Source organism: Arthrobacter sp. Bz4 (assembly GCF_003075455.1).
GTDB lineage: Bacteria > Actinomycetota > Actinomycetes > Actinomycetales > Micrococcaceae > Arthrobacter_D.
In genome coordinates this window covers 1-25288 of record NZ_QDAE01000006.1, presented here as the reverse complement: position 1 = coordinate 25288, position 25288 = coordinate 1, and the positions used below count along the sequence as shown (strand labels likewise).

Sequence of the window (25288 nt, the reverse complement as noted above, 5' to 3'; positions counted from 1 at the left end):
GAAACCTATGGAACTGTCCGTCCAGCTCTACACCGTCCGCGACGCCCTCGAAGCGGACCTCGATGGCACCATTGACCGGATCGCGGCGATGGGTTTCACCAACGTCGAGCCGTACAACTTCGCCGCGGATCCGGCTCCGCTGGCTGCAGCCCTGAAACGGAACCACCTTTCGGCACCCTCCGGGCACGCACCACTGCTCTCAACCGACCAGGCAAGGATCTTCGAGGCGGCCCGCACCCTCGGGATGCGCACCGTGATCGATCCTTATGTGCACCCCGACCGTTGGACATCGGTTGCCGACATCGCCGCCACGGCCGCGCAGCTCAATGAGGCTGCGACGCTCGCCGCGGAGTATGGGTTGCGCGTGGGCTACCACAACCACTGGTTCGAAATAGAGACCGATTTTGATGGCCGCACTGGTCTTGAGGTACTGGCCGAAAACCTGCATCAGTCGGTAGTCCTGGAAGTGGACACCTATTGGGTGGCGGTCGGCGGGCAGGATCCGGCGGCCCTGCTGGGACGCCTCGGTGACCGGGTCCGGCTCATCCATATCAAGGACGGTGCAGTCGACCAGGACAACAAATCCCAGGTGGCAGTCGGCGCCGGACGGATGGACATCGAGGGGGTCCTGGCCGCGTCGTCGACAGTCGAAACGGCAGTGGTCGAACTCGACGACAGCGCCGGGGACCTTTTCACCGCCATTGAGGAGAGCCGCCGGTTCCTGCTTGCCCGGACCGGCGCATGAGGGGCCCTGTCGGCGTCGGCGTGATCGGCGCCGGGGTGATCAGCAAGGAATACCTGACCAACCTCACCGCTTTCCCCGACCTCCACGTTCACATCGTCGCCGATCTCTTTGAGGATGCCGCGCGCACCCGCGCCGCCGAGTTCGGCGTGGCAGCGGCGGGTGGGGTTGAAGCTGCCCTGTCTCACCCGGACGTGGAAATTATCGTCAACCTGACGACCCCCGCCGCCCACGTGCCGGTGGCCCTTGCCGCCGTCGCGGCCGGAAAGCATGTCTGGTCCGAGAAGCCGTTCTCCCTCGACCGCGCCTCCGGAGCCGAGCTACTGGCCGCGGCCGAAGCAGCGGGAGTCCGGCTGGGATGCGCCCCCGACACCTTCCTCGGCGCGGGGCTCCAGACTGGGCTGCGCACCATCCGGCGCGGCGATATCGGCACGCCGTTGACCGCCCTCACCCTGATGCAGTCCCCGGGCCCGGAATCATGGCATCCCAATCCTGCCTTCCTGTTCCAGGCGGGGGCAGGGCCCCTTTTCGACATCGGCCCCTACTATCTGACCGCCCTGGTGCAGGCGTTCGGGTCCATCCGGCGGGTCGCGGCCCTCGGCTCCCGCGCGCGGGACACCCGGGTCATCGGCTCGGGGCCCAAGGCGGGTGAATCGTTTAGGGTGTCCGTGCCCACCCATGTCAGTGCCCTGGCAGAGTTCGACGGCGGCCGGTCGTCGCAGAGTATCTTCAGTTTCGACTCCCCCAGGCCCCGAACGGGTTTCGTCGAAATCACCGGGACCGATGCCACCATCGCTTTCCCCGACCCGAACGAGTTCCACGGGGAGGTCCGGTTGCACCGGCACGGTGCCGATGATTGGGAGACCATACCCGCCGTCGGGTCGGTATTCGGCCGTGGTTCCGGCGTGCTGGACATGGCACGGGCTATCCGGGCAGGCGTACCTCACCGCGCGCAGGGCTCAACCGGTTTCCACATTCTCGATGCGATGGTGGCGATTGCCGAATCAGTCGACACCGGAGCATTCGTGCCGGTGACCAGTTCCGCCGCAGCACTCGATCCCCTTCCCGAGGACTGGGACCCGTCCCAGCTCACCCTTTCCTAGGAGACACCATGGCACGCAACTACACCCTGTTCACCGGCCAGTGGGCCGATCTACCCTTCGAGGAGGTAGCCAGGCTGGCGGGCGAATGGGGCTACGACGGGTTGGAGGTCGCCGTCTCCGGGGACCATCTGGATGCGTGGCGCTGGGACGACGATGAGTACATCGCTGGCCGGCTGGACATTCTGGAACGTAACGGGCTGAAAGTGTGGGCCATCTCCAACCACCTCAAGGGTCAGGCCGTGTGCGACGACCCGATCGACTTCAGGCACCAGGCCATCGTCGGCGCCCGGGTCTGGGGCGATGGGGAGCCCGACGGCGTCAGGGCACGCGCCTCCGAGGAAATGCAGCACACCGCGCGGCTGGCCCAGAAGCTCGGGGTGAAAACGGTGGTGGGGTTCACCGGTTCCTCGATCTGGCAGTACGTGGCCATGTTCCCGCCGGTGTCCCAGGACGTGATCGACGCCGGCTTCCAGGACTTTGCGGACCGCTGGAACCCCATCCTCGACGTGTTCGACGAGTGCGGGGTCCGGTTTGCCCATGAGGTGCACCCGTCGGAGATCGCCTACGACTACTGGTCCACCCAGCGGGCGCTCGAGGCCATCGGGCACCGGCCGGCTTTCGGTTTGAACTGGGACCCCAGCCACTTCATGTGGCAGCAGATCGACCCGGTGGCGTTCATCTCCGACTTCGCGGACCGGATCTACCACGTCGACTGCAAGGACACGAAGATGCGGATGGGCGGCGGCCGCAACGGCATCCTGTCCTCGCACCTGCCGTGGGGAGATTCCCGGCGCGGCTGGGACTTCGTGTCCACGGGCCGCGGCGATGTGCCGTGGGAGGACAGTTTCAGGGCACTGACCAGCATCGGCTACGACGGGCCCATTTCAGTGGAGTGGGAGGACGCCGGGATGGACCGGCTGCAGGGTGCACCCGAAGCCCTGGCCTTCCTGAGGCAGTTTAACTTCGGGCCCTCGGGCGCCTCCTTCGATGCTGCCTTCAAGCAGTAGCGGGCTCCTGTCCCAGGGCGCGGCCCCTGTAGGGCGGGCCGGTGTAGCGGCCGTGTGATTTGCCGTAACGCACCGGAAACGCCACCGTAGTAGCCTTTCCACATGCGCGAAAACCAAGCCAGCATCATTGAGGAAATGGGCGTGCGGCCCACCATCGATCCCGCAACGGAAATCCGTGCCAGGGTCACCTTTCTGAAGGACTACCTCAAGGCCACCGGGACCAACGGTTTTGTTCTCGGGATCAGCGGCGGAGTGGACTCTTCGCTGTCCGGCAGGCTCGCCCAGCTGGCCGTGACTGAACTGGCCGAGGAAGGGACTGAGGCGGACTTCATCGCCGTCCGCCTCCCCTACCGGGAACAGCAGGATGAGGATGACGCGCAGGCGGCCCTGGAGTTTATTCAGCCGAAAAGCCAGCGCACCTTCAACGTCGCAGCAGCTGTTGACGGGTTCGAAGCGGAGTATGCCAGTGCCACGGGTGAGGACATCTCCGACTTCACCAAGGGAAACATCAAGGCCCGGGCGCGGATGATTGCCCAGTACGCGCTCGCCGGCCAGCACAACCTCCTGGTGATTGGCACCGACCACGGAGCGGAATCGGTCACCGGGTTCTTCACCAAGTACGGCGACGGCGGTGCTGACATTCTGCCGCTGTTTGGCCTCAACAAGCGCCAGAACCGGGAGCTGCTCAAGGAACTCGGCGCGCCGCCCCAGGTTTACACCAAGGTGCCGACGGCTGATCTGCTGGATCATCAGCCCGGCCGCACCGACGAACACGAACTGGGAATCACCTACGACCAGATTGACGACTATCTGGAAGGCAGGGAGGTGGAAGAGTGGGCTGCTCTCGCGATTGAGCGCCGCCACACCATGACCCGCCACAAGCGCACCGTCCCTGTCACCATTCTGGACACCTGGTGGCGGGGCTGACGCCCGGGACATTGGTAACGTGTTCCCTGTGAAGATTGCCACCTGGAACGTAAATTCCCTCCGAGCCCGCGCGGACCGCGTCGAAGCCTGGCTAGACCGCTCCGACGTCGATGTCCTCGCAATTCAAGAGACCAAATGCAAGGACGAGAACTTCCCCTGGGATCTGTTCGAAGCCAACGGCTACGAGGTGGCCCACTTTGGTCTGAGCCAGTGGAATGGCGTCGCGATCGCCTCCCGGGTGGGGCTCGACGACGTCGAACGCACCTTCGAGGATCAGCCCCTCTTCGGGAAGGACGCGGAGCCGATCCAGGAAGCCCGCGCTATCGGTGCCACCTGTGGCGGCGTGCGGGTCTGGAGCCTGTATGTCCCCAACGGACGGTCCCTCGACGACCCCCATATGCAGTACAAGATTGATTGGCTCGACACTCTGCGGGCAAAAGCCCTTGGCTGGATCGAAACCGACCCGACGGCGCAGATCGCCCTGACCGGCGACTGGAACATCGCCCCCCAGGATGAGGACGTCTGGGATATCGACCTGTTCCAGCGGGAGGGCTACACCCATGTCAGCCCGGCGGAGCGCGCCGCCTTCCACGCGTTCGAAAACTCGGGCTTCACCGACGTCGCCCGCCCCCACACCCCGGGCCCCGGCGTCTACACATACTGGGATTACAAGCAGCTGAGCTTCCCCAAGAAAATGGGCATGCGGATCGACTTCGTGCTGGCATCTCCGGCGCTTGCCGAGCGTGTGACCGGCGCCTCGATCGACCGGGAGGAACGCAAGGGCAAGGGCGCCTCGGACCATGCACCGGTCATTGTGGAGCTGGGGTAACTGATGGCGGCCATCGGTCCGGCCGCCACGGGCCACACCTTCCCCTACGTGTCGTTCCTCAGGGTCTTCGAACCGCTTGAGGCATTCAGCGACGCCCAGCAACTGGTGATTTTGGAGCAGCGGTCGCGGGAACGCAAGGACACCGAGGGGATTGAACGCAACAACTCGCTGCAGCGGATTCTTCGCCAGGTGTCGGACCCGTTCCCCCACCACGGGGCAGACCTGGTCCGGGTCCTTCATTTCCCCGGCACTAACGGCGTCACCGCTCAGTACTATTGCCCCAATCAGCTGGCGGTCCGCACCTCGCTGGCAGCCGAGTCGCTGGGACAAACGATTCGCGGTCCGCTGGTGGATGTGTTGCTGCCCGAAGCGGCAACCGACGCACACCAGGCGCGACTCGATCCCGAGACCGTCGCCGAGACGACCGCCAAGCTCCACACCCGATCAGCCACCTGGGGGATTCCATTCTCCTGGTTTGTCCTGATCCACGAAGACGATCTCACCGAGGTGATTGAGGACGGCGGCAAGGTCCGCACCGTGCGGATGGCCGCGGCGGTGCACGAATGCATCGAGCGGGCCAAGCACGCGATGGCGTCTCTGGCGATCGCTGCGCCGGAGCTGGACCTGCTCGATGACCTGACAGACATTATCGAATGGCTCCAGTTGTTCCGTCTCGACGCGGTGGTGGAACTCGACTACGGCCCGGTCGCCGACCTGGTGTTCCCCGACGAGTCACCCATGGACGTCAGGATGGGCATCGAGTGCCTGGCGGAAGGCGACATGACGGGCGCCGCAGCGTCGTATCGTCGGTTGGCCTCCCGCTGGATCCCGATCCGCCAGTTGGCCCGCGCCAACTAGCCGCCTGCTACCGGCCACATCGACACCAGCACCTCGCTGCCAGCCGCCTGCCCGGGCGCGCGCCGTCGTCGTCGGCCGCCACCTGCGCCGTTCCGGTGAGGAACCTTGACGTCGGGGGCCAACGTCCAGGTCGCTCACCAGACCGGACGACGACGGCGCTAGTTGATCCCCTCCACGGCGTAGGACACCTTGGTGACGCCCTTCTTGGACTTGATCTTGGTGATGGTCAGGGTGCCGATGTCGCTGACGTCCCGGACATGGGTGCCACCACAGGGGACTCCGAAGTCATCGCTGTACAGCACGATCCGTGCTGGTTTGTTGGTGGGGATGTTGTCCGGAACGTTGCGGCAGTAGTCGCCCATCTCCGATACCGGCATGAACCTGATTTCGTTGGTGCTTCCGGCGCCGACCACATCACGCGCTGCCTGCTGGATCCTCACGAGCGTGGCTTCGGTTTCCTCCGGAGCCAGCGCAGCGTTGTATTCGACGAAGGACATGTGGGGATAGTGTGCGCCTTTGCCTGGAACCCAGGGCAGGCCGAGCCGTTCAACCGCCAGGTCCACCACATGACCGGCCGAGTGCAGGCGGGTGTTCATCACCCGCCTGGTCGTGTCGACCGCCAGCGACACTTCGTCCCCGACGGCGATTGGCCCGTTTCCGAGGTGGTGGACCATACCTTCGGGGTCCAACCGGACCTCCTCCACCGCGAACTCCCCGGCGGCTCCCCTGATCGCGCCGGTATCCCAGTCCTGGCCACCACCGCGGGGGTAGAAGCAGGTCCGGTCCAGGACGACGTCGGTGCGGCCGTCGTCGTCGACGCTGACCGACTGCACGCGTGCGGCGCCGGTCAACACATCGAAGTCGTTCAGGTACATCAGTTCGGTAGCCATCCGCCGATTCTATCTACCCGGTTGCCCACCGAATCGCACCATCCAGTGGAGCGTTACGTATCTGCCCAGCGAAAGCTTGATTCAGTGGGCGGGGTAGTCACCTAGCGGACAGGTAGCGCGGCGGCCCGGTTGACGTCCTGATGATCAGCTCGTGCGGACGGGGTGCCGGGGCGGCAACGGGCACGCCCCCCTCGAGCTCGGCAAGCAGGAGATCAGCCGCATACGCCCCCTGCTCCTCGGGGCTTTGCCGGATGGTCGTCAGGCTCAGCGGGTCCGCGAATTCATGGTCGTCGATTCCCACCACCGAAAGCTGCCCGGGGATGCTGATCCCTAGATCGGCGGCTGCACTGATCACGCCGAAGGCCATCTCGTCCGAGGAGCAAAACACTGCCGTTGGCCGATCAGCCGGATCCTGCAGGAGGGTTAGCGCCGCCGCCTTTCCACGTTTGAAACGGAAGTCCCCGAACACTGACCACTCCGGTCGGACGGGCAGCCCATGCCGGGCCATCGTGGAAAGATACGCCTCCTCACGGATGCGGGGCACCTCGAACTCGATACCAAATGACCCGCCGCCCCGCAGGTGTGCAATGTCAGTGTGCCCCAGGGCAATTAGATGCTCGACGGCGTCCCGGGCCGCGGCGTCGTCGTCAATTCCCACATGACGGACTCCCCGGACGGATCCGCCCACCACGATGGTGGGCGAATCCAGGGCTTGCAGCGATCGGAGTTCATCATCCGTCAGCTCCATGCACATCACGAGGAGCGCATCGATGCGTTTGCGCAGGATGGACCGGTGGAACACCCGTTGCCGGTTGACCCCCGACCCGCCCAGGCTGAACACCACCAGGTCATATCCGGCTGCACGGAGCTGGCGATCCACCCCCTCCAGCACCGCCGAGAAATACCAGCGTTCAATCTGCGGCAGCAGCACTCCCATCGCCATGGTCCGGCCGGACGCCAGACCCGACGCCGACGACGACGGCACGTAGCCGAGCTCCTCTGCGGCACATTGCACCCGCAACCGGGTGCTGGCGGACACTCCGGGCAGCCCGCGGAGCGCCCGGGAAACGGTCGCCGTTGAGACGCCAAGGGATTTTGCGACGTCGTCAATGCTGGTCATCGGTTCATCCCTTAAGGCCGCCCGCCAGCAGACCGCGAACAAAGTAGCGCTGTAGGCCGAAGAAGACCAGCAGCGGAACGATCATCGACACGAAGGCACCAGCGGTGAGCCTGTGCCATTCGCCGCCGCGCGTGCCGGTGAGTTCCGCCAACCGCTGGGTGATGGGGGCGACGTCGGGCGTGCCACCGGAGAAGACCAGCGCGACCAGCAGGTCATTCCAGACCCACAGGAACTGGAAGATGGCGTAGGAGGCGAGTGCCGGAACTGACAGCGGGATGATGATGCGCCAGAAGATGGTGGCGTGACCCGCGCCGTCCACCCGGGCCGCTTCGATGACTTCACCGGGTATCTCAGCTATGAAGTTATGGAGCAGGAAGATGGCGAGGGGGAGGGCGAAAATTGAGTGCGCGATCCACAGTTGGGCGTAGGATCCTGACGGCAGTAACTGGAAATCACCGATCTGAAGGTTCACGAACAGGCTCAGGAGCGGTATCAGCGCCATCTGGAGGGGAATGATCTGGAGGGCGAAAATGAACACGAACATCGTGTCTTTCCCCCTGAACTTTCCCCAGGCGAACATGTAAGCCGCCATGGCGGCGATCACGAGCGGGATGATTGTGGCGGGAATGACGATTGCCAGCGAGTTCACGAAGTACTGGCCAAGGTTCGGCGACTGGCTCCCTCCGGATACCAGCACATCCACGTAGTTATCGGCCGTGAGCTCGCGATCCCCGAACACGTTCCACCAGCCGTTGCGCTGGATGTTCTCCTCAGGTCTGAAGGAGGAAATCAGGAGGCCCAGGGTGGGGATAGTCCACACGGTAGCAATGATGATCGCCGCGATGGTTGCACCCCGGGAAGTGAGCTTCTGCTTAACCCGGCGGGTGATGGGCGGCTGCGCACCGGCCGGGGTTTCCCCGGGCTGGGCTGATGCGGGAACTGGGGGAATAGTCGGCGTCGAGCTCATCGGATCTGCCTCTGCTGCTTGAGTACGCGTGCGTTGTATACGACCACCGGGAGCACCATGAGGAACAGAACGAGTGCCAGCGCCGCGCCGCGACCGGGTTCATTGGCCCTGAATGCCTGGGTGTACATTTCGTTGGCGATTACCGAGGTGTCGTAGTTACCCGCGGTCATGGTGCGGACAATGTCGAAGACCTTCAAAGTGATGATGGTAATAGTGGTGACCACCACGACCAGCGCTCCTCGAATGGAGGGAATGGTGATGTCACGGAACTGTTGCCACGCTGACGCGCCATCCAGCCTGGCCGCCTCAACAATCTCCATGGGAATGCCCTTGATGGCGGCCGAGAGGATCACCATCGCAAAGCCAACCTGGATCCAGACCATCACAGCGATCATGAAAAAGGTGTTGCCGGGCGCGTCGAGGAGGAACTGCTGAGGTTCGCCACCAAACCAAACCAGGATCTGGTTCAGCAGACCGATTTGCTCCTGCTCCGGACCCTTGTAGGCGTACACGAATCGCCAGATGACGCCGGCGCCCACCATTGAAATGGCCATTGGCATGAAGACCAGTGCTTTCAGGGTGCGCTCGCCCTTGGCTTTGTCGATGAAGACGGCGTACACCAGCCCAATACCGGATGCCAGAAGTGGCACCAGGATGACCCAGAGCACAGTGTTGCGCAGAGTAATCAGTGCGGTGGGTTCAGTGAACATCCACACGAAGTTCTCGATACCGTTGAGGTTGCCATCACGGTCGGTAAAAGCCAGCAGGGACGTCTGGACAGCAGGCCAGATCATCCCGACGACAAGCAGGATCGCTGCCGGGGCGAGGAAACCAATGACTGTCGCTTTATCCCGGAACGACTTGGGTGCCCGGTCAACGATGAGCATGATTAATCCGATAATGGCGGCGAAAATGGCCAGAGCCACCACCACCTGCAGGAACTTATTGCCAAGATCCTCCATTGCGCAGCCTCCTTGGTGCGATAAAGGGTGACGCAGAATGCGCTTTTGCGAACGACACGGTAGCGAGTACGGTGCGGAAAATGTCAGGACAAGTCCGGCGTTCCTCCTTGACGAAGGAACGCCGGGCTCGCTCTTGAACTACTGCGGCCAGGAGCTTTCGATGGTGTCGAGGACCTCCTCGGTCTCCGAACCGTTGATCCACTCCACGATGCCGCTCCAGAAGGAGTTGGCACCAACAGCGCCCGGCATCAGGTCGGATGCGTCAAAGCGGAAGACGGTGTCCTCGTTTTGCAGCAGTTCGATGGATTGACGATCCAGGTCGGACGTTGCAACCGATGGGTCAAGTGCCAGGTTGGCACTGATTCCGCTGCCCTGGGACACCCTGGCATTGGCAAACTCGCCGCTGGCCATGAACGACTGAAAGGCGACAACCTCTTCACGGTCGGCATAGGCAGCGATGATTTCGCCACCACCGGTGATTGCTCCGCCACCAGCCTCAACGCCCGGTGTCATGAACGCCCACACGTCGCCGTCTTCGGATACCTCGGTGCCTTCGGGCCAGTTGGCAGCCTGGAACGATGCCTGGTGGTGCATAGCGCAAGTTCCGTCGAGAACTGGCTGCCCTGCATCAGCGAACGGGGTGGAAAGGATCGACCGCACATCTCCAATTCCCCCGTTGACGTATTCCTCGTTCTTCAGGATCTCCCCCACCGCGTCGAAGGCTTCAGCGATTTGCGGATCGTTGAAGGGGATCTCATGGTTCACCCACTGGTCGTAAACCTCCGGACCTGCCTGGCGCAGCACGTAGTCCTCCACCCAATCGGTCCCGGGCCAACCCGTGGCTTCGCCGGATTCGAAACCAGCACACCACGGTTTCATGGTGCCGTCGGCCGCGATGTCCTCGGTGAGTGTCATCATGTCGTCGAGGGTCTCAGGGACTTCCCAGCCCATGTCCGTGAACACCGTTGGGTCATACCAGACGTAACCCTTGATATTGGCGAGCATCGGCGCACCATAGAAGACGTCGTCGACAGTGCCATATCCCTTCCAGTCCTCGGTCCAGTTCTCATCAACCAGCGCCTCGACCTCGGCCGGTGCGGGCAGGACGTTGCCGCCCGCGACTTCGGCAGCCAGCAGGCCAGGCTGTGGGAAGATCGCGATGTCTGGGGGGTTTCCAGCCTGCGAGCGGACCCCAATCTGTGTCTCGAACTCCTTCGAACCCTCGTACACCACTTCAACCCCAGTGCACTCGGAAAAGTCTGCCCAGGCATTCTCGAGCAGTTCTGCCTCGGTGTCCACAATGGTTGAGTAGACGCTGACCTCGGCGTCCTCGAAGTTTCCGTAGCTCTCGTAGGCCGCACAGTCGGCTGCAGGCTCGTCGCCGCCGCCGCCGTCGTCCCCGGACCCGCTGCCGCATGCGGAGAGGCCCAGTGTCAGTACGCTCAGTGCCGCGATTGGCAGCAGCGTTTTCTTGGTCGGAATTGTCGCCATGAATAGACTCCTTTGTCTGGCGGTGGCAGCCTACAAAACCCGCCCCGCCTCAGCATTTGGTAAAATGAATGTAAGCGCTTACGTATTACAGGACAATACTTGTGCCAGATGTCACAGTGTTTGATACCAAATCGTGACGTGCACCTCAGCATCCCTTTCCCCCACTCCCGATTTCTCCAAGGAGAGTCAATGACCGCCTCTGCACCTGCAGTCAGCCGCTCGACCGATACTCCAACAACCCTTAGCCCGTGGTGGGCTGACGCGGTGATCTACCAGATCTATCCCCGCTCCTTCGCGGACGGCAATGCTGATGGCATGGGGGACCTGCCGGGTGTCAGGAGTCGGCTCCCCTATCTACGGAAGCTCGGAGTGGATGCCATCTGGCTTTCACCGTTCTATGTCTCCCCGCAGGCGGACGCCGGATACGACGTCGCCGATTACCGCGACGTTGACCCGCTGTTTGGCACCCTGGCCGACTTCGACTCAATGCTCGCTGAAGCCCACGAGTCCGGCATGAAGGTGATTGTGGACCTGGTCCCGAACCACACCTCCGACGAACACGAATGGTTCAAATCCGCCAAGCATGCGGCCCTCGATTCGCCGGAACGCGACCGGTACATCTTCCGGGACGGCAAGGGCGCCCACGGGGAACTGCCGCCCAACAACTGGCAGTCCATCTTCGGTGGCAACGCCTGGACGAGGCTGGAGGACGGCCAGTGGTACCTGCACCTGTTCGACACCAAGCAGCCGGACCTCAACTGGGACAACCCTGAGGTGCGCGCGGAGATGGTGTCTGTGCTGCGGTTTTGGCTGGACCGCGGGGTGGACGGCTTCCGCATCGACGTCGCTCACGGCATGGTCAAGGCCGAAGGTCTGCCGGACTGGGCGGAGCAGACCCAGATGATCGACGGCGGGAACTCGGATAAATCCGATGCAGATCTCAATCAAACCCCGCCCTATTTCGATCAGCCGGGCGTGCACGAGATTTACCGTGAATGGAACAGGGTCCTGGCGCAGTACGACGGCGATCGGATGCTGGTTGCCGAAGCTTGGGTGGAACCTGCGGAACGGCTGTTCCGCTATGTCCGTCACGATGAAATGCAGCAGGCGTTCAACTTTGATTTCCTGCTGGCGGGCTGGGATGCTGCCCAGTTGACGGAGAGCATCACCGAATCGCTGACCGAGGCGGGGAAAGTGGGAGCGCCAAGCACCTGGGTGATGTCCAACCACGACACGGTCCGCCACACCAGCCGGTTCGGCCTGGAGGACCCCACCCAGTTCCCCAAGGGTCTCGGAACTGACCACGAGCAGCCTGACGAGGCGTTGGGGCTCTCCCGCGGCCGGGCGGCCGCGCTGGTAATGCTGGGCCTACCCGGTTCCGCCTACATTTATCAGGGGGACGAGCTCGGGCTTCCCGAGCACACGACCCTTCCCGACGGCGTCCGCGAGGACCCGACCTTCGCCCGGACCAACGGTACGGAGATCGGCCGCGATGGCTGCCGGGTTCCCCTGCCCTGGCTTGCGGAGGCTCCCGGCTTCGGATTCGGAATGTACGACGCCGTGAGCGCGCCGGGCGCCGCCCCCTGGCTCCCGCAACCGACAAGCTTCGCCGGCTACGCGGCCGACACCCAGGTAGATGTCTCGGGCTCCACCTACGAGCTGTACCGCGATGCACTGGGCCTGCGCCGCAGCCATGAGCTGGGTCGTGGGAACCTGGAATGGACTCCGCTGAACAGCCCGCAGGAGGGTGTCCTCTCCTACCGCAACGGGGTTGTCCTGGTGCTTGCCAACATGGGGGCCGCGACGATCGAGTTGCCCAATGACCACCGGGTGATCCTGGCCAGTGACGGGTCAGCGGTCGACGGCGGGCGCCTCACCACCAACGCGTCCGTGTGGTTGGTGCCGCTCAGTTCCTGATGGTTAGCGCACCCGCTCCGTCCGGGTGAAACGGGTCCGGGCGCCGGCGCTGATACTGATCAGCACCGGCGTCTGGCGTCCCACCAGCAGGTCGAGGGCTCTGACCAGGTCAGTGACCTCGGTCGCCACCTCGTGCGGAGACACCCCCGATCGAGGGAAGACCCTGATTCTCAAGGCCGGTTCCCCATCGAACACGTAGGTGGTGACCGCTGCATTCACGAGATCCCCGCGCTCCTGCAGGGCTGCCTTCAGCGCCTGCTCCGCGACCGACCCGTTGATTATCACCCGACCGGCAGCCTGCCCGCTGGCATCCGCATGGCTGTCATCCTGGGCCAATGTTCCGGAGCGCCCACGCCCCTGCGCGGCGATCCAACCGACCATGCACGCCACAATCAGCAGCATGACGAGCGCCAGCACTATCCAGAGCCAGCTATCCCGTTGTCCGTCGAGCGTGGTCTGCCGCAGCAACCCGTCGATTCCCTCGCCGAGATCGGCAGCAACCGATCGCCACCAGCGGGCTGCCGCCGGGAACATCAACAGAGTCGTTGCCACTCCCGCAGCCATCAGGAGGGTGCCGATGAGACCCAGTAACAACCGATTGAGGATCCGTGGTGTCTGGTTCACTGGCCAATCACCCCTGAAGGGGCGACGGCTACCCGCACCGCCGGGACCGGCGCGACGGATGTCAGCCGCAGTTCGTCCTCGACGACGCCGCGGATGCGTTCGACGTCGACCGGCACGCCCGACGTCGGACGCACCTGAACATCGACGGCCCGACGCCCCACGGTGACCATCACCTGATCCGGGGTCACCCCGGCGGCCACCCGCGCGCGGCGGGCCAGGGCCGAGGCGAGCACTTCAGCATCGACCACGATCCCGGTGCGCTGGTCGGGAATGGCATGGCGCGCCCGGCGCCCCGGCAGAACGGCGCTAAGAAAGCACAGGAGGCCAATCAGGAACATCAGCAACCCGGCGCCCACCAACGGGGCCAGCTGGACATTGTCGGGCAGGTCCCCCAGCCACGCTGCCACCTGCTCCGGGCTGACCAGCCAGGCGTTCTGGCCGGTTGCCTTCAGCGCAGCCTCGAACATCACGTACAGGCAGATGACTGAGATCAGGATGGCGACGGCGACCGCTGGTAGCGCGCGCGATGAATGCAGTTCACGGCGGACCACCTTGCGGGTCAGCTGGGCAGTGCGTTCATTCACCTGGCACGTCCCCCCTCAGCCGCCATGATGCCGGTGATTCTGATGTCGACCCGACTCAGCCGTGAACCACTCAGCTGGGCTACCTGTTGCAGCACGAGAGCTTTCGCCGCGTGCGTGCGGTCCCAGATCGATCCACCCACCCCGGTGACCAGGGATGGATCCTGGAGCGTACGGGTGAGGGACGGGACGCCGATGGGAAGCGCGAGGCGCAGGGCCAGCAGCCCCTGGTCGTCGGACCAGCTCGCGCGGATCTGCTGGGCTGGAACACCGAAGACGTCGGCAGCAACCGCCCGCGCGGTACTGGTGAGCGCCTGAGTGCTGATCCGGTTGTGCCCCGCGAGACCCGGTGGTGCCGCGCTCACGAGGAGGAGCGTCGGCCCGTGAGGGCGTCGCGGACGCTGGCCAGGTCCACTTTGCCCTCGGCAACCCGACCCAGCAGCGCGCCCACTGCGACGAAGAGGGCCATGAGGAGGAATCCCCAAAACCCGAAGGTCAGGGCAGTGAATGCGAGGACGGCGCCAAGCGCCATACCGACTACGGTGGGGGTCATAGTGATGGCCTAACTAGCTGCGGGGCGGGGTTTGTCGGGGGTTTTGGGGTCATTGAGGCCGGGTACGTGGACATCGGTGATCTCCACGTTCACTTCGATAACCTGCAGCCCCACCAGTTCCTGGACCCCCTGATAGACAGCCGACCTCACCTGATCGGCGACGGTGGTGAGGGGGTAACCGTACTCAGCCACCAGGACAACGTCCACCGCTACCTGGGTCTCCCCTACCTCCACCTGCACACCCTGGCTCAGGTCGTTGCCGCCGACGGCGTCGCGGATCGCGCCTAGCGCCCTACCGGCCCCGGTTCCGAGGCTGAAAACACCCGGAACTTTCCCGGCAGTAATGGCGGCGACCTTGGCGACCGCAGGGTCGGCAATGGTAGTTTTCCCACCCGTCGCATCAACCGTGCTGACGGTGGTCCCGGTCTCCCGCGGGAGCGGCCCGTCAGCGACGCCGGGAAGCGGCTCAGCCGGTCGGTGGCTGGGTGGTGGTGTCCTGTTCTCATCCATCGGCGTTGCACCCTTTCGTTGAGCCCAGCCTAACGGGTACCTGCCCTGGAAGGCACTGCCAGGGGGCCCCCGTCGACGGCGACTACTGAACGGGCTTGTTGCAATGCTCGTGCAGCCACTGCTCAACGGGTGCCACGGCCTCCCGGTAGGAGGCTTCGTCGAAACTCCCCCCATTTTCGGTACTGGCCGTGACGACCTCCTGCAGCCGGTCGAAATCGTCAGCCAGCTCCGGGGGAACCATTGACCGCACATCGTCGATCTGGTTGTGGAGCCGTTCGACCGTTTCATCATCCGAAGATCCCATGAAGCTCAACGGCGCCAGCAGGATCGAGGAAACCCCGGCGGCCACAATGACGCAGTCCTTCATGCTGGTGCCCACGGATCCGCTGTCCCCTGAGTTGTCAGGTGATGAGGAGCCGGGAGAACTCTCCGGGTCGGCGGTTTCGGCGAGGGAATCCTCAGCCGGAGCGGAGGGTTCGTCGGTGGGTGGGTCAGTGGTGAGGTCGGGAAGTTCAATCGCGGTGCCTTTCGGCTCAGGGCCGGAGTCACCACAACCGGTGAGCGAGAAGGCAAGCGCGCACACGGCAGCAACTGTGACACGCGATCCCAACACCCAGGCATCTCCCGATTCATTTGAATTCCCACTGACATGTTACTTAACGCACGAGCGCCCCGGTCTTCTCCTCGACCGGGGCGCCTTCTGAGCGGTAGCTCACCAAACGTTAGGCAGTAACCTTCTGACGCAGCGAGAACCGTCCCTTTTCGGGAAGTGCCAGCTTGAAGACCTTCGCCCAGGTTGACGCAACCTGCTTTGGCAGGGGCCCGGTGGTGTAGGGCAATCCGTAGCGGTTGCAGATTTCCTTCACCTTCACAGCAACTTCGGCGTAGCGGTTCGATGGCAGGTCGGGGAAGCAGTGATGCTCCACCTGGTGCGACAGGTTGCCGGTCATCAGGTGCATGAACTTGGAGCCAGAGATGTTGGCCGAACCGATCATTTGGCGGACGTACCAGTCGCCGCGGGTTTCGCCTTCAACCATTTCCTCGGTGAACGTGTCGGTGCCCTCGGGGAAGTGTCCACAGAAGATCACCGCGTGCGCCCAGACGTTGCGGATCGCATTGGCGGCGAGCGTACCGTAGAGCGCCTGCTTTCCGGAACCAGTCAACATCGCAACAGCGGGCGTAGCAGCGTAATCCTTGGTGAATTGCTTTACCGCTTTGACGCCAACCGCCTTGAGGTCCCTCGACATGTCCTCCTTGGACTTCAGGCCCTCTTTGTACTCGGGGATTTCCAGGTCGTAGAGAGCAATTCCCCACTCGAAGACTGGCGCCAGGATCGCGTTATAGAGCGGGTTGCCCAGGTTGAAGGGGGTCCACGGCTGATCGGCATCCATGCGCAGCAGGTTGTAGCCGACGTCCCGGTCCTTGCCCACCACGTTGGTCCAACGGTGGTGCAGGTCATTGTGGGTGTGCTGCCAGGACCTGGCAGGAGTCACGAAGTCCCACTCCCAGGTGGTGGAGTGAATGTCAGGATCCCTCATCCAGTCCCACTGGCCATGGAGCACGTTGTGCCCAATTTCCATGTTTTCAAGGATCTTGGCGACACTGAGCATAGCTGTGCCTGCCACCCACGCCGCCTTGTTGCGGCCCACCAACAGGGAAGCACGGCCCGCAATTTCCAGGCCGCGCTGAACCTTGATGACCCGCCGGATGTAAGCGGCGTCGGTGGCTCCACGCTTGGCGAGCACCTCGTCGCGGACTGCATCGAGCTCGCGTCCCAGCTCCGCAATCTGTTCATCGGACAGATGCGCTGCTGCTGGCGGCCTCACCAGCGGATGCCCGGTTGCAGCGAGCGCCCCGGGCCGGGTCACTACGGGCTTCGTCTCAGTGCGTTCGGTCAGTGTCGTCATACGGTGGTGCTCCTTAAAGGTCCAGATTGACGGGTCCGGCTGCTGCCGAAACACACGTCTGAATTAATTGGCCGGGTTCCCCATGAACTTCCCCCGTGCGGAGATCGCGGACCTGACCGGCTCGCAACGGGGTAAGACAACTATGGCAAATGCCCATCCGGCATCCGCTGGGCATCAGCACGCCAGCGTCCTCGCCGACGTCGAGCAGGGGTGTATCGCCATCGGCTTCAACCTCGCGGTCGGACGCCTCAAACTGAACCAATCCGCCGTCGTGCCCCTCACCGCCGGCAAGATTGGTGCTGAACCGCTCGATGGTGAGCGTACTTCCCTCCGAGGCCTCCTGGCCCGCAGACAGCGTGGGTTGGGACGCCCACAGCGCCTCCGCGTCATCGAGGAACTCCTCAGGACCGCAGGCATAGGCTGCACGTTCACGCCAGTCTGAGCACAACTCTTCCAGCTCGGCGTCGGATCCAAAGTCCAGCCTGCCTCGCTCCGCCGTGAACAGGTGGGTTACCCGGAAATTGGAGAACTGGTCGGCCAGCTCGTTCAGCTCTTCCAGGAACAGACTGTCCTTCGGCGTCCTCGCCGAGTGGATCAGGACGACGTCGGCGTCCGGGCGTCGTGGCACCAGGGTCCGGACCATCGACATCACTGGAGTGATCCCGCTACCGGCGGTAAGCATGAGCAGCGGGCGGGGATGTTCAGGGAGGACAAATTCGCCCTGCGGTGGAGCGAGGAACAGGACATCGCCCGGCTTGGTATTGCGTACCAGGACCCCCGAGACTGCGCCGGCGTCGGTCACCGTAATTGCGGGATCCGCGCCTGCGGCGGCACTTAGCGAATAGGAGCGCCAGTGGCGAACGCCATCCAGTTCCACACCGATCCGAGCCCACTGGCCAGCCTGGTGCGCTTTCCAACCCCACCCGGGATGAAAGTGGATGGTGACCGAATCGGGCGTTTCGGACACGACTTTAGTAACCACACCGCGCAGCTGACGGCTCGAGTACACCGGGTTGAAGAGGGCTAGTACGTCTTCAGGGGCGAGAGGAGTGATCAGAACGGATGCGGCGCGGGCAAGCTGACGGAGCCGAATCATCCTTCAAGTCTAGAATAACGGTCGCCGTAGTTCTCCTAGCAGGACATACGATTATGCCAAGGAAACTATCCCGTCGAAACAATCCTCGAGGCATTGCATGAGTTCCACCACACCCGGCGCTGCGAGTCTTGCGTTGGAGCCACCCTGGCTTGCCCTACCCGAAGAGATCAGCGCACTGCTGCGTCCCCTGATGCCGGGCGTCGTCGAAGCGATCATTGAGGCTGTGCCGCAACTGGTTCCGACTTATGCGAGGCCCATTGAGGGTCGGTTCGGTCGGGGCTTACGGCGCGGGGTCGCGGTAGCTCTTGAGCGCTTCCTGCAGCTGCCGGGGACCAGGCTGCCCGCCCTGTCCGAGGAGAGTAGGCAGCTGGTAGCAGGGCTGGGGAGCGGGGAATTCCGGCAGGGTCGCAGCATGGATGCCCTGCTGAGCGCCTACCGGATGGGTGCCCGGGTGACCTTCCGTGAGATGTCGCGGATCTCAATGAAGCAGGATCTGGGCCTTGAGGTGGTGGTGAACCTTGGTGAGTCAATCCTGGCCTACATTGACGAGCTTTCGGCGGTGAGCGCCGAGGCGTATGCGTATGAGCAGTCCGAGCGTGCCGGGGCAGTCGATCGGCGCAGGACCGAGCTGTTGGAACTGCTACTGCTCGGGCAGGCAGACGAGGCGGCGCTGCGGCAGGCGGCATCGATGGCTGATTGGGCTTTGCCAGCACAGATGACCGTGGTCACGCTGCCCCTTGACCGGGCCGCGGGGCTGCGCCGCCAGCTCGACCCCGGTTCCCTGTTGGTGGAACGGGAAACAGACGCGGTGGTCCTGGTCCCCACCCGCGACACCCCAACGGCCCGCCGCCAGCTATCGAAGGCACTACAGGGACGGTCGGCAGCAGTGGGGCCGGCCTCCGGCTGGGAACGGGTCCCCGACTCGTTGCGGTTGGCAGTTCTGGCCGCCACAGTGTTCCCACCACGTGAAGGGCCCGAGGATCCTCCCATCTGGGCCGACGAGCATCTGGCACAGGTCATTCTTGGCGCCGAACCCACAGCAATCACCGAGCTGGCCCAGCGTCGGCTGGCGCCGCTGGACGGGTTGCGGCCGGCCCAGCGGGAGCGACTCGTGGAGACTCTCCAATCCTGGTTGAAGCATTGGGGGCAGCGGGCACCCATTGCCGCCGAACTGGAAATTCATCCGCAGACGGTTGGCTACCGGCTCATTCAGCTTCGCGAGGCTTTCGGTGACGACCTGGAGAATCCCCAGATCCGATTCGAACTCCAGCTAGCCCTCCATGCCGGGCGGCGTTGACACGGCCTATCGGATCCACCTCGAATAAACTAAGGTTGCTTAGAAGATTGGTTGGGTCGAACACACCAGACGGTTCATCCAGCCAATAAGAACTTAGAACGATCAGACAGGAGCACCATCATGAAGAACAAACTTGTATTCGCAGCAGGCATGGCCGCCGGCTATGTGCTCGGCTCGCGTGCCGGTAGGGACAGCTACGACAAGCTGAAGACCAAAGCTGACGAACTGTGGAACAACCCGAAGGTGCAGGAGACTGTTGCTGACACCGCTTCCACCTTGAAGCACAAGATGCCCGAGGTGCAGGAGCAGGCTGGCGGCGCCGTCAAGAAGGCCAAGGAGTCGGTCTCCGGTGCACTGCACCGCAGCGACAAGGCCGATGACGCCAAGGGAACCTCCACAGGTTCAGCGTCCACCGGTTCAGCGTCCACCGGCCCCAGCGGGGGCAACCCCGCCAAGGTTGAGGACACGCCGTTCCAGAACCAGGACGATGACACCCGCCCGGACACCGTCTAGGTAGCTCCCGTTTGGGGTAGTTACCCGAATGCCCCGCGCCCGCAGTCCAGGGCGCGGGGCATTCTCTTTGGTCCACAGCAGGCAACCGTCGGCGTCGGTCCGGTGGCCTTTCGAGAAGGGCGGTGGTCGTTACCTCATGAAGACTCTTTGGGTGGGGTGACGTTGGTCGGAGTGAAGATTGCCAGGAGCGCACCGATCTCCTGATGCGCTGTGGCTGGGTGACGGAAGTGCTGGGTGGGCTGGACGACGTATCGGGTCCGGCGGCCTTCCCGCACCCGTTGGAGGTAGCCGGCGTCCTCCAGGTCAGCAAGGATGTGCAAAGTTGCTCTGGCCGTGATGCCAACGGTGGCAGCGATGTCCTCGACGAGGGCGCGGGAGTTCGCAGTCACCGCCAAAAGTACATGGCCGTGATTAGTGAGAAATGTCCACGGTGGACGCTGGGCGGGGACCGTGCTCGGGGTCTTCGCCCTGGTGACCGGGTTCTCCATTGCCGTTCTCGTGTTGTCTATTCCGGACATTGGAGTAGTTCTTCCCTTCGACGTATTGGGAGTTGCTTCGAACAAGTTTGCCGGATGCTTTCTGATGGCATCCAGGTGAACGATTCTTACACCTCGGATGGCTCGCGTGGGTAGTTCAAGGGGGGTGACGACGGCAGTAGCGCCCGATTTGCGTACCGCACGGGCCAGGGCCGTCGTCAGGGCAGGGCGTGAACGCCTGAGCGACCAACTGCCGTGCCAGACAACGCGCGTGGAACTGGAGAACCCTGCTGCGTCCAGTATCGGCCGCGCCAAAGCTGCCAGGGATTCGGCTTCACGCAATGCTCGCTGATACATCCTCGCTACGATCGCCGGATCGGCGGTGAACGGCGGTCGCTGGATGGGGACGAAAAAGAGCAACGGAGAGCCTAACTCTGAAGCCACCCCGACTGCGCTATGCGCCAGGACGGTGACATCTGAATCATGGGTGATGACAGCGGCGACGGGACGACACAAAATGAATGCGGCTCCGGTCATCGTACGCCGCCACCCTTAGTCGCTGACTCCGGGTCAACCTCGTCGGTGGGGTCGCGAACGTCTTCATCAGTGTCCTTGCCGGTGCCTCCGGCGTCGACCGAAGACCCGCCGAGCTCCCTCCTGCGCCCCCGCCAGACCGGCTCCAGCTCCGCGTTCTCTTCCTCCGTGGCGACCCGGAAAGGCGGATCCGTCGGTTGGGGGATGGATTTACGTCCCTGCCCTCGGGTCGCGCGCAGGCTGGCGACGACGGAAACCGCGATAATCGTTGCAACCACCGCCAGCGAGAAAGTCGTGGGGATGTAGAACAGATCGATTTTGAGGAGCATCTTGATGCCGACCCAAATCAGCACCAGGGCCAATCCGACCTTCAGATAGATGAAACGGTGGATCATATCCGCCAGCAGGAAGTACATGGCGCGCAGACCCAGTATGGCGAAGGCGTTGGCGGTGAAGACCAGGAACACTTCATCAGTAACCGCGAAGATCGCCGGGATCGAGTCGACGGCGAAAACTACATCGGTGAACTCAATCAATACCAGCACTGCCAGGAGCGGAGTGGCCAGCAGTACACCGTTGCGGCGTACCAGCAGCTTTTGTCCGTGGTACGCCTCGCTCATTGGCACGAAGCGTCGGAACCCGCGCAACACCAGTGACTGTTCGGGGTTCAAATGGTCGTTTCGCTGGCGGATCATCCGATACCCGGTGTAAAGCAGGAATGCGGCAAAAACGTAGAGGATCCAGGCGAAGTTTTGGATCAGCACGGCACCGGCGGCGATGAAGATCCCGCGGAATACAAGTGCGCCCAGCACACCCAGGAACAAGACCCGGTGCTGAAATTCTCGGGGTACGGCAAAGTAGCTGAAAATGATAGCCCAGACGAAGACGTTGTCTACCGAGAGGGATTTTTCAATGAGATACCCGGCGAAATACTGCTGACCAAACTCAGCACCCCAGTTCATCCAGATCAGCACACCGAAAGAGACCCCGAAGGCCACCCACACACCTGACCAGACAGCTGCCTCTCGAACCCCGATGACGTGAGCCCGCCGGTGAGCTAAAAGGTCGATAGCCAGCATGACAACGATGAAGCCGAGTACCGCAGCCCAAATCCAGAATGGGACATCCATGAAATTCCTCCGATCGAATCGATCGGAGGTCTCTCCCAGCCCTCAAAGGGCTTGTCTGCCGGGCCACCGTGGGGCCGTAATGACGACGGGACTATTAGGGGGTACTCCCCTCCGTGTACTCAACAAGTGAATCACAGTTCATGTTTTGCCGTCAAGGATCATCGTTGTGCAGTCGACTTCTCGACAAAGGGCGGTGAAAGAGAAAAAACCCCCGGATTATCCGGGGGTTTTAGCTGGTGGCTCCGACCGGCGTCGATCCGGTGACCTTTCGATTTTCAGTCGAACGCTCTACCAACTGAGCTACAGAGCCGTGCAACTATCCTACGACAGTCACCGCGGTCAACCAGTCGAAACTGATGAACCTGAGCGACCCTGACGGGACTTGAACCCGCGACCTCCGCCGTGACAGGGCGGCGCGCTAACCAACTGCGCTACAGGGCCTTGCTTTTTTGCAAGAGCTTCAGCCTACCAGCATCTCTGCCGCTTCTTGACCGCCTCGAAGTGCTCCGAAACCAGCCTGCTCTTGCGTACCCCCAACGGGATTCGAACCCGTGCCGCCGCCGTGAAAGGGCGGTGTCCTAGGCCGCTAGACGATGGGGGCCAGGACCACACGAGGCAAGAATTTTCCCCTGCTGTGGACCTATAAAACTATAGGGCCTGTTTGGCGATTCCACAAAACGAACCCGTCGGCGGGCCTGCCCCGACGGTACAGTCGTTGGTGTGCCCATCGAAATGACCCTTGCAGACTTCGAGTCAGCCGTGGATGACGCGATCGACCAGATCCCCGAAGATTTGATGCGCACCATGAACAACGTCGCCATCTTTGTGCGTGAAGAGTACGAGCCGGGCCCCGGCGAGGATCCGGACACCGAACTCCTCGGGCTCTACGAAGGCACCCCATTGACCGAACGGGATTCCTGGTGGGACGCGGGATCCCTCCCGGACAGCATCAGCATCTTCCGGCAGCCGTTGTTGCGGCACTGTGACAGCCGTGAAGAACTCATTGACGAAATCCTGATCACGGTTATCCATGAGGTGGCCCACCATTTCGGGATTGACGACGCGCGGCTGCACGAGCTCGGTTGGGGATAGTCCTGCTCGCACATCCTCGACCCGACAGCGGATACTTGTTTTTATGAACGGGCACGATCACGGATTACCCCAGGGCACGGCGACCGGCAAGCATCGCCGGAAGCTGGTCATCGTCGTCGCAATCACCCTGACGATTGTGCTGGTCCAGGTGGTCGGGGCCATCTGGTCCGGGTCACTCGCCCTGCTCGCCGATGCCGGGCACATGCTGTCCGACGCCACCGGCGTCTCAATTGCCCTCCTCGCTTCCTGGATAGCCACCCGCCCCGCCACCCGGCGAAGTACCTACGGGTACCAGCGGGCAGAGGTCCTGGCGGCACTCGCAAATGCGATCATTCTGGTGGTGATCGCCGTCGTGATCCTGATCGAAGCGCTACGCCGCTTCAACACGAGCCCCGACATCCGTTCCGACATCATGATCATCACGGCTGTGGTTGGTGCCGTCGCCAACCTCGTCTGCCTGCTCATTCTCCGTCGAGGGCAAGCCGAAAGCCTCAACCTCCGCGGCGCGTACCTGGAGGTGCTCGGTGACCTGCTGGGCTCCGTAGCGGTGATCGTTGCCGCCGTCGTGATTGCAACGACCGGCTATCTTCCCGCCGACACCTTCGCGTCGATAGCCATCGCGCTGATGATCCTGCCGCGGGCCTGGAGCCTCCTCAGGGATGTCATCAACGTACTGCTCGAATCGGCGCCGAAGGGTGTGGACTCGGAGATGATTCGCAGTCACATCCTTGGGGTGCACGGCGTCGTCGGCGTCCATGACATTCACGCGTGGACTATCACCTCCGGTGTGCCGGTGTTTTCAGCCCACGTGGTGGTAGACGAAGCCACCCTCAACGCAGACGGCGTGGACCGAGTGCTCGATCGGCTGACCCACTGTCTCCGTAACCATTTCGATACCCAGCATTGCACCTTCCAGATCGAGCCTGCGGAGCACGCCATTCACGAAAGCCGCCAGCACGCTTGAATTTCCAACGCTTTCGCGACACGCCGTGATCAAACGTCATCAAATGACACTCCTGTTGTTTAGGGTACCTGTGTGACTAATGTTGCTAAAGTGACATGCATCCCATTACTGTCGTGACTGTTGTGTAATACGCCGCGCGAAGATTTGGGGAATAGTGCAGTCATCAGGAAAGCGGCGCATGCGCTCCTTTAGAGCAGTCGGTGTCCTCGCCACGACAGTCCTACTCAGTGGTGTTGGCTTGGCTCCGGGAGTGGCCGCCCCCGAGACGAACGCAATCCCCACGGAAGCCGAGATCGCCGACGCGCTGGACAGCACGACGGCGAAAGCCGCATTGGTGGGCGAGATCGAAGGAATCCTCGCCGAAGCCACGGCAAACCTTCAGGATGCACAGACAACGGCGATGCAGTCTCAGGGTGCCTACATTGATGCACTCGCTGCCCTGGACGAGCGACGCGCCACCGCCGTTGCAACCACCGCCCTTGCCGAAGAGGCAGCGCTGACCCACGACGCCGCAGCAGTTGAGGTGGGGCAGTTGGCTGGCGACCTGTATCGGTCGGGCGGCGTTACCCCCGGGATGACGATGCTGCTCAGTGGAGAGAACCCCGACGAGATTATGTCCCGGGCCTCCACCATGTACGGCTTGTCAGCCAACCGGGCCGCAACCTTTACAAACGCACAGACCGCTGCCAAGACGTGGGAAGCACTCCGTCTGGACGCTGCCGCTGCCCGACAGGCGGCAGCAGACGCGGCCGAGACTGCCCAACTAGCCGGGGAAGACAACCAGCGGGCCACAGACGCCGCAGCCCAACTGGTCGAGTCGCGGCAGGCGGAGCGCACCGTTCTGGTTGACCAGCTGGCCTCGCTGCGCAACACCACAGCAGCACTCGAAGAGCAGCGCATTTCAGGGATTGAGGAGCAACAGCGCGAGGAAGAGCTTGCTCGCATCATCGCTGAGTCCGAGCGTGCCGCAGCCGCCGCGGAGACGCAGCGGTCCGAGGGATCGCCATTGGCCGTCCAGCAGGCCGCACCCGCCGCAATTCGCCCACCGGCACCCGCCTCCGAGGCGCCGGCACCTAATCCCACTACGCCAGCGGTAAATCGGCCGAGTCCCTCAGCCCCGGCGCCGTCAACACCGGCACCGGCACCGTTGACACCCGCGCCAACAACACCCGCGCCCGCGCCTGCGCCCGCACCGGCA

27 protein-coding genes and 3 tRNA genes are annotated in these 25288 nt (G+C 63.2%); 12 read left to right on the top strand and 18 right to left on the bottom strand.

Going from position 1 to position 25288, the window contains the following annotated elements; all coding sequences use genetic code 11:
• Positions 1–7 precede the first annotated feature (7 nt).
• From DDA93_RS06690 to DDA93_RS06665, 6 genes are all read left to right on the top strand, one after another.
• Positions 8–745: a sugar phosphate isomerase/epimerase gene (locus DDA93_RS06690; protein WP_019483300.1), complete on the top strand. Its 738-nt coding sequence runs from the start codon at positions 8–10 to the stop codon at positions 743–745.
• Positions 742–1845 (top strand): Gfo/Idh/MocA family oxidoreductase, encoded by a 1104-nt coding sequence (locus tag DDA93_RS06685; protein ID WP_019483301.1) that lies wholly within the window; start codon positions 742–744, stop codon positions 1843–1845. The genes DDA93_RS06690 and DDA93_RS06685 overlap by 4 nt, the downstream gene beginning before the upstream one ends.
• Positions 1846–1853: 8 nt before the next feature.
• Complete coding sequence (locus tag DDA93_RS06680) at positions 1854–2852, top strand: sugar phosphate isomerase/epimerase family protein (protein ID WP_019483302.1); 999 nt, start codon at positions 1854–1856, stop codon at positions 2850–2852.
• Positions 2853–2954: 102 nt separating this feature from the next.
• The gene (gene nadE, locus DDA93_RS06675; RefSeq protein ID WP_019483303.1) at positions 2955–3779 is read left to right on the top strand and encodes an ammonia-dependent NAD(+) synthetase; all 825 of its coding nucleotides are present in this window, start codon (positions 2955–2957) and stop codon (positions 3777–3779) included.
• Positions 3780–3807: 28 nt separating this feature from the next.
• Entirely contained in the window at positions 3808–4608 is an 801-nt protein-coding gene (locus DDA93_RS06670) for an exodeoxyribonuclease III (RefSeq protein WP_019483304.1), read from the top strand.
• Positions 4609–4611: 3 nt separating this feature from the next.
• A complete protein-coding gene (locus tag DDA93_RS06665) occupies positions 4612–5466 on the top strand; it encodes a hypothetical protein (protein WP_019483305.1) in 855 nt (284 codons plus the stop codon).
• 158 nt (positions 5467–5624) lie between these two features.
• On the opposite strand, the gene DDA93_RS06660 is transcribed toward DDA93_RS06665, so the two are convergent.
• The 5 genes from DDA93_RS06660 to DDA93_RS06640 all read right to left on the bottom strand — a co-directional run bounded on the left by DDA93_RS06660 (position 5625) and on the right by DDA93_RS06640 (position 10896).
• Positions 5625–6356, bottom strand: coding sequence for an alanine--tRNA ligase-related protein (locus DDA93_RS06660; RefSeq protein WP_116778358.1), 732 nt, complete (start codon positions 6354–6356; stop codon positions 5625–5627).
• Positions 6357–6453: 97 nt separating this feature from the next.
• Positions 6454–7476, bottom strand: a complete 1023-nt coding sequence (locus tag DDA93_RS06655; RefSeq protein WP_019483307.1) for a LacI family DNA-binding transcriptional regulator — start codon at positions 7474–7476, stop codon at positions 6454–6456.
• 4 nt (positions 7477–7480) lie between these two features.
• Complete coding sequence (locus DDA93_RS06650) at positions 7481–8443, bottom strand: carbohydrate ABC transporter permease (protein ID WP_019483308.1); 963 nt, start codon at positions 8441–8443, stop codon at positions 7481–7483.
• Complete coding sequence (locus DDA93_RS06645) at positions 8440–9405, bottom strand: sugar ABC transporter permease (protein WP_019483309.1); 966 nt, start codon at positions 9403–9405, stop codon at positions 8440–8442. The genes DDA93_RS06650 and DDA93_RS06645 overlap by 4 nt, the downstream gene beginning before the upstream one ends.
• A 138-nt stretch (positions 9406–9543) precedes the next feature.
• A complete protein-coding gene (locus tag DDA93_RS06640) occupies positions 9544–10896 on the bottom strand; it encodes an ABC transporter substrate-binding protein (protein ID WP_116778357.1) in 1353 nt (450 codons plus the stop codon).
• A gap of 189 nt (positions 10897–11085) precedes the next feature.
• Between DDA93_RS06640 and DDA93_RS06635 the strand changes: the two genes are divergently transcribed.
• A complete protein-coding gene (locus tag DDA93_RS06635) occupies positions 11086–12813 on the top strand; it encodes a glycoside hydrolase family 13 protein (RefSeq protein WP_019483311.1) in 1728 nt (575 codons plus the stop codon).
• Positions 12814–12816: 3 nt separating this feature from the next.
• Here DDA93_RS06635 and DDA93_RS06630 read toward each other — a convergent pair whose 3' ends face one another.
• The 8 genes from DDA93_RS06630 to DDA93_RS06595 form a co-directional block, all read right to left on the bottom strand.
• Positions 12817–13437 (bottom strand): hypothetical protein, encoded by a 621-nt coding sequence (locus tag DDA93_RS06630; RefSeq protein ID WP_116778356.1) that lies wholly within the window; start codon positions 13435–13437, stop codon positions 12817–12819.
• Positions 13434–14021, bottom strand: coding sequence for a DUF6286 domain-containing protein (locus DDA93_RS06625; protein WP_116778355.1), 588 nt, complete (start codon positions 14019–14021; stop codon positions 13434–13436). Before DDA93_RS06625 ends, DDA93_RS06630 begins: the two co-directional genes overlap by 4 nt.
• Positions 14018–14383, bottom strand: a complete 366-nt coding sequence (locus DDA93_RS06620; protein WP_019483314.1) for a hypothetical protein — start codon at positions 14381–14383, stop codon at positions 14018–14020. Before DDA93_RS06620 ends, DDA93_RS06625 begins: the two co-directional genes overlap by 4 nt.
• Positions 14380–14571, bottom strand: a complete 192-nt coding sequence (locus DDA93_RS06615; RefSeq protein WP_019483315.1) for a DUF2273 domain-containing protein — start codon at positions 14569–14571, stop codon at positions 14380–14382. The genes DDA93_RS06620 and DDA93_RS06615 overlap by 4 nt, the downstream gene beginning before the upstream one ends.
• Positions 14572–14580: 9 nt before the next feature.
• Positions 14581–15081 (bottom strand): Asp23/Gls24 family envelope stress response protein, encoded by a 501-nt coding sequence (locus tag DDA93_RS06610; protein WP_019483316.1) that lies wholly within the window; start codon positions 15079–15081, stop codon positions 14581–14583.
• Positions 15082–15163: 82 nt separating this feature from the next.
• A complete protein-coding gene (locus tag DDA93_RS06605; protein WP_156809080.1) occupies positions 15164–15664 on the bottom strand; it encodes a hypothetical protein in 501 nt (166 codons plus the stop codon).
• Positions 15665–15803: 139 nt separating this feature from the next.
• Entirely contained in the window at positions 15804–16988 is a 1185-nt protein-coding gene (locus tag DDA93_RS06600) for an acyl-CoA desaturase (RefSeq protein ID WP_019483318.1), read from the bottom strand.
• Between the two features lie 13 nt (positions 16989–17001).
• Positions 17002–18084 (bottom strand): ferredoxin reductase, encoded by a 1083-nt coding sequence (locus DDA93_RS06595; RefSeq protein WP_019483319.1) that lies wholly within the window; start codon positions 18082–18084, stop codon positions 17002–17004.
• Between the two features lie 97 nt (positions 18085–18181).
• Between DDA93_RS06595 and DDA93_RS06590 the strand changes: the two genes are divergently transcribed.
• Both DDA93_RS06590 and DDA93_RS06585 read left to right on the top strand, forming a co-directional pair.
• A complete protein-coding gene (locus tag DDA93_RS06590; RefSeq protein ID WP_019483320.1) occupies positions 18182–19381 on the top strand; it encodes a helix-turn-helix domain-containing protein in 1200 nt (399 codons plus the stop codon).
• Positions 19382–19501: 120 nt separating this feature from the next.
• Positions 19502–19894, top strand: a complete 393-nt coding sequence (locus DDA93_RS06585; protein WP_024476248.1) for a YtxH domain-containing protein — start codon at positions 19502–19504, stop codon at positions 19892–19894.
• A 134-nt stretch (positions 19895–20028) separates the two neighbouring features.
• On the opposite strand, the gene DDA93_RS17095 is transcribed toward DDA93_RS06585, so the two are convergent.
• The 5 genes from DDA93_RS17095 to DDA93_RS06560 all read right to left on the bottom strand — a co-directional run bounded on the left by DDA93_RS17095 (position 20029) and on the right by DDA93_RS06560 (position 22635).
• Positions 20029–20907 carry a winged helix-turn-helix domain-containing protein gene (locus tag DDA93_RS17095; RefSeq protein ID WP_337459703.1) on the bottom strand — a complete coding sequence of 293 codons (879 nt, stop codon included), beginning with the start codon at positions 20905–20907 and terminating at the stop codon, positions 20029–20031.
• A complete protein-coding gene (locus tag DDA93_RS06575; protein ID WP_019483326.1) occupies positions 20904–22034 on the bottom strand; it encodes a TerC family protein in 1131 nt (376 codons plus the stop codon). The genes DDA93_RS17095 and DDA93_RS06575 overlap by 4 nt, the downstream gene beginning before the upstream one ends.
• A 234-nt stretch (positions 22035–22268) precedes the next feature.
• A tRNA-Phe gene (locus DDA93_RS06570) sits at positions 22269–22344 on the bottom strand.
• A gap of 57 nt (positions 22345–22401) precedes the next feature.
• Positions 22402–22475: transfer RNA gene (locus tag DDA93_RS06565), tRNA-Asp, on the bottom strand.
• 87 nt (positions 22476–22562) lie between these two features.
• Positions 22563–22635: transfer RNA gene (locus DDA93_RS06560), tRNA-Glu, on the bottom strand.
• Between the two features lie 119 nt (positions 22636–22754).
• Here DDA93_RS06560 and DDA93_RS06555 point away from each other — a divergent pair.
• From DDA93_RS06555 to DDA93_RS06545, 3 genes are all read left to right on the top strand, one after another.
• Complete coding sequence (locus DDA93_RS06555) at positions 22755–23126, top strand: metallopeptidase family protein (protein ID WP_337459704.1); 372 nt, start codon at positions 22755–22757, stop codon at positions 23124–23126.
• 43 nt (positions 23127–23169) lie between these two features.
• A complete protein-coding gene (locus DDA93_RS06550; RefSeq protein ID WP_019483328.1) occupies positions 23170–24090 on the top strand; it encodes a cation diffusion facilitator family transporter in 921 nt (306 codons plus the stop codon).
• A gap of 178 nt (positions 24091–24268) precedes the next feature.
• On the top strand, positions 24269–25288 hold a 1020-nt coding region (locus DDA93_RS06545), incomplete at its 3' end, for a glycoside hydrolase (RefSeq protein ID WP_116778354.1).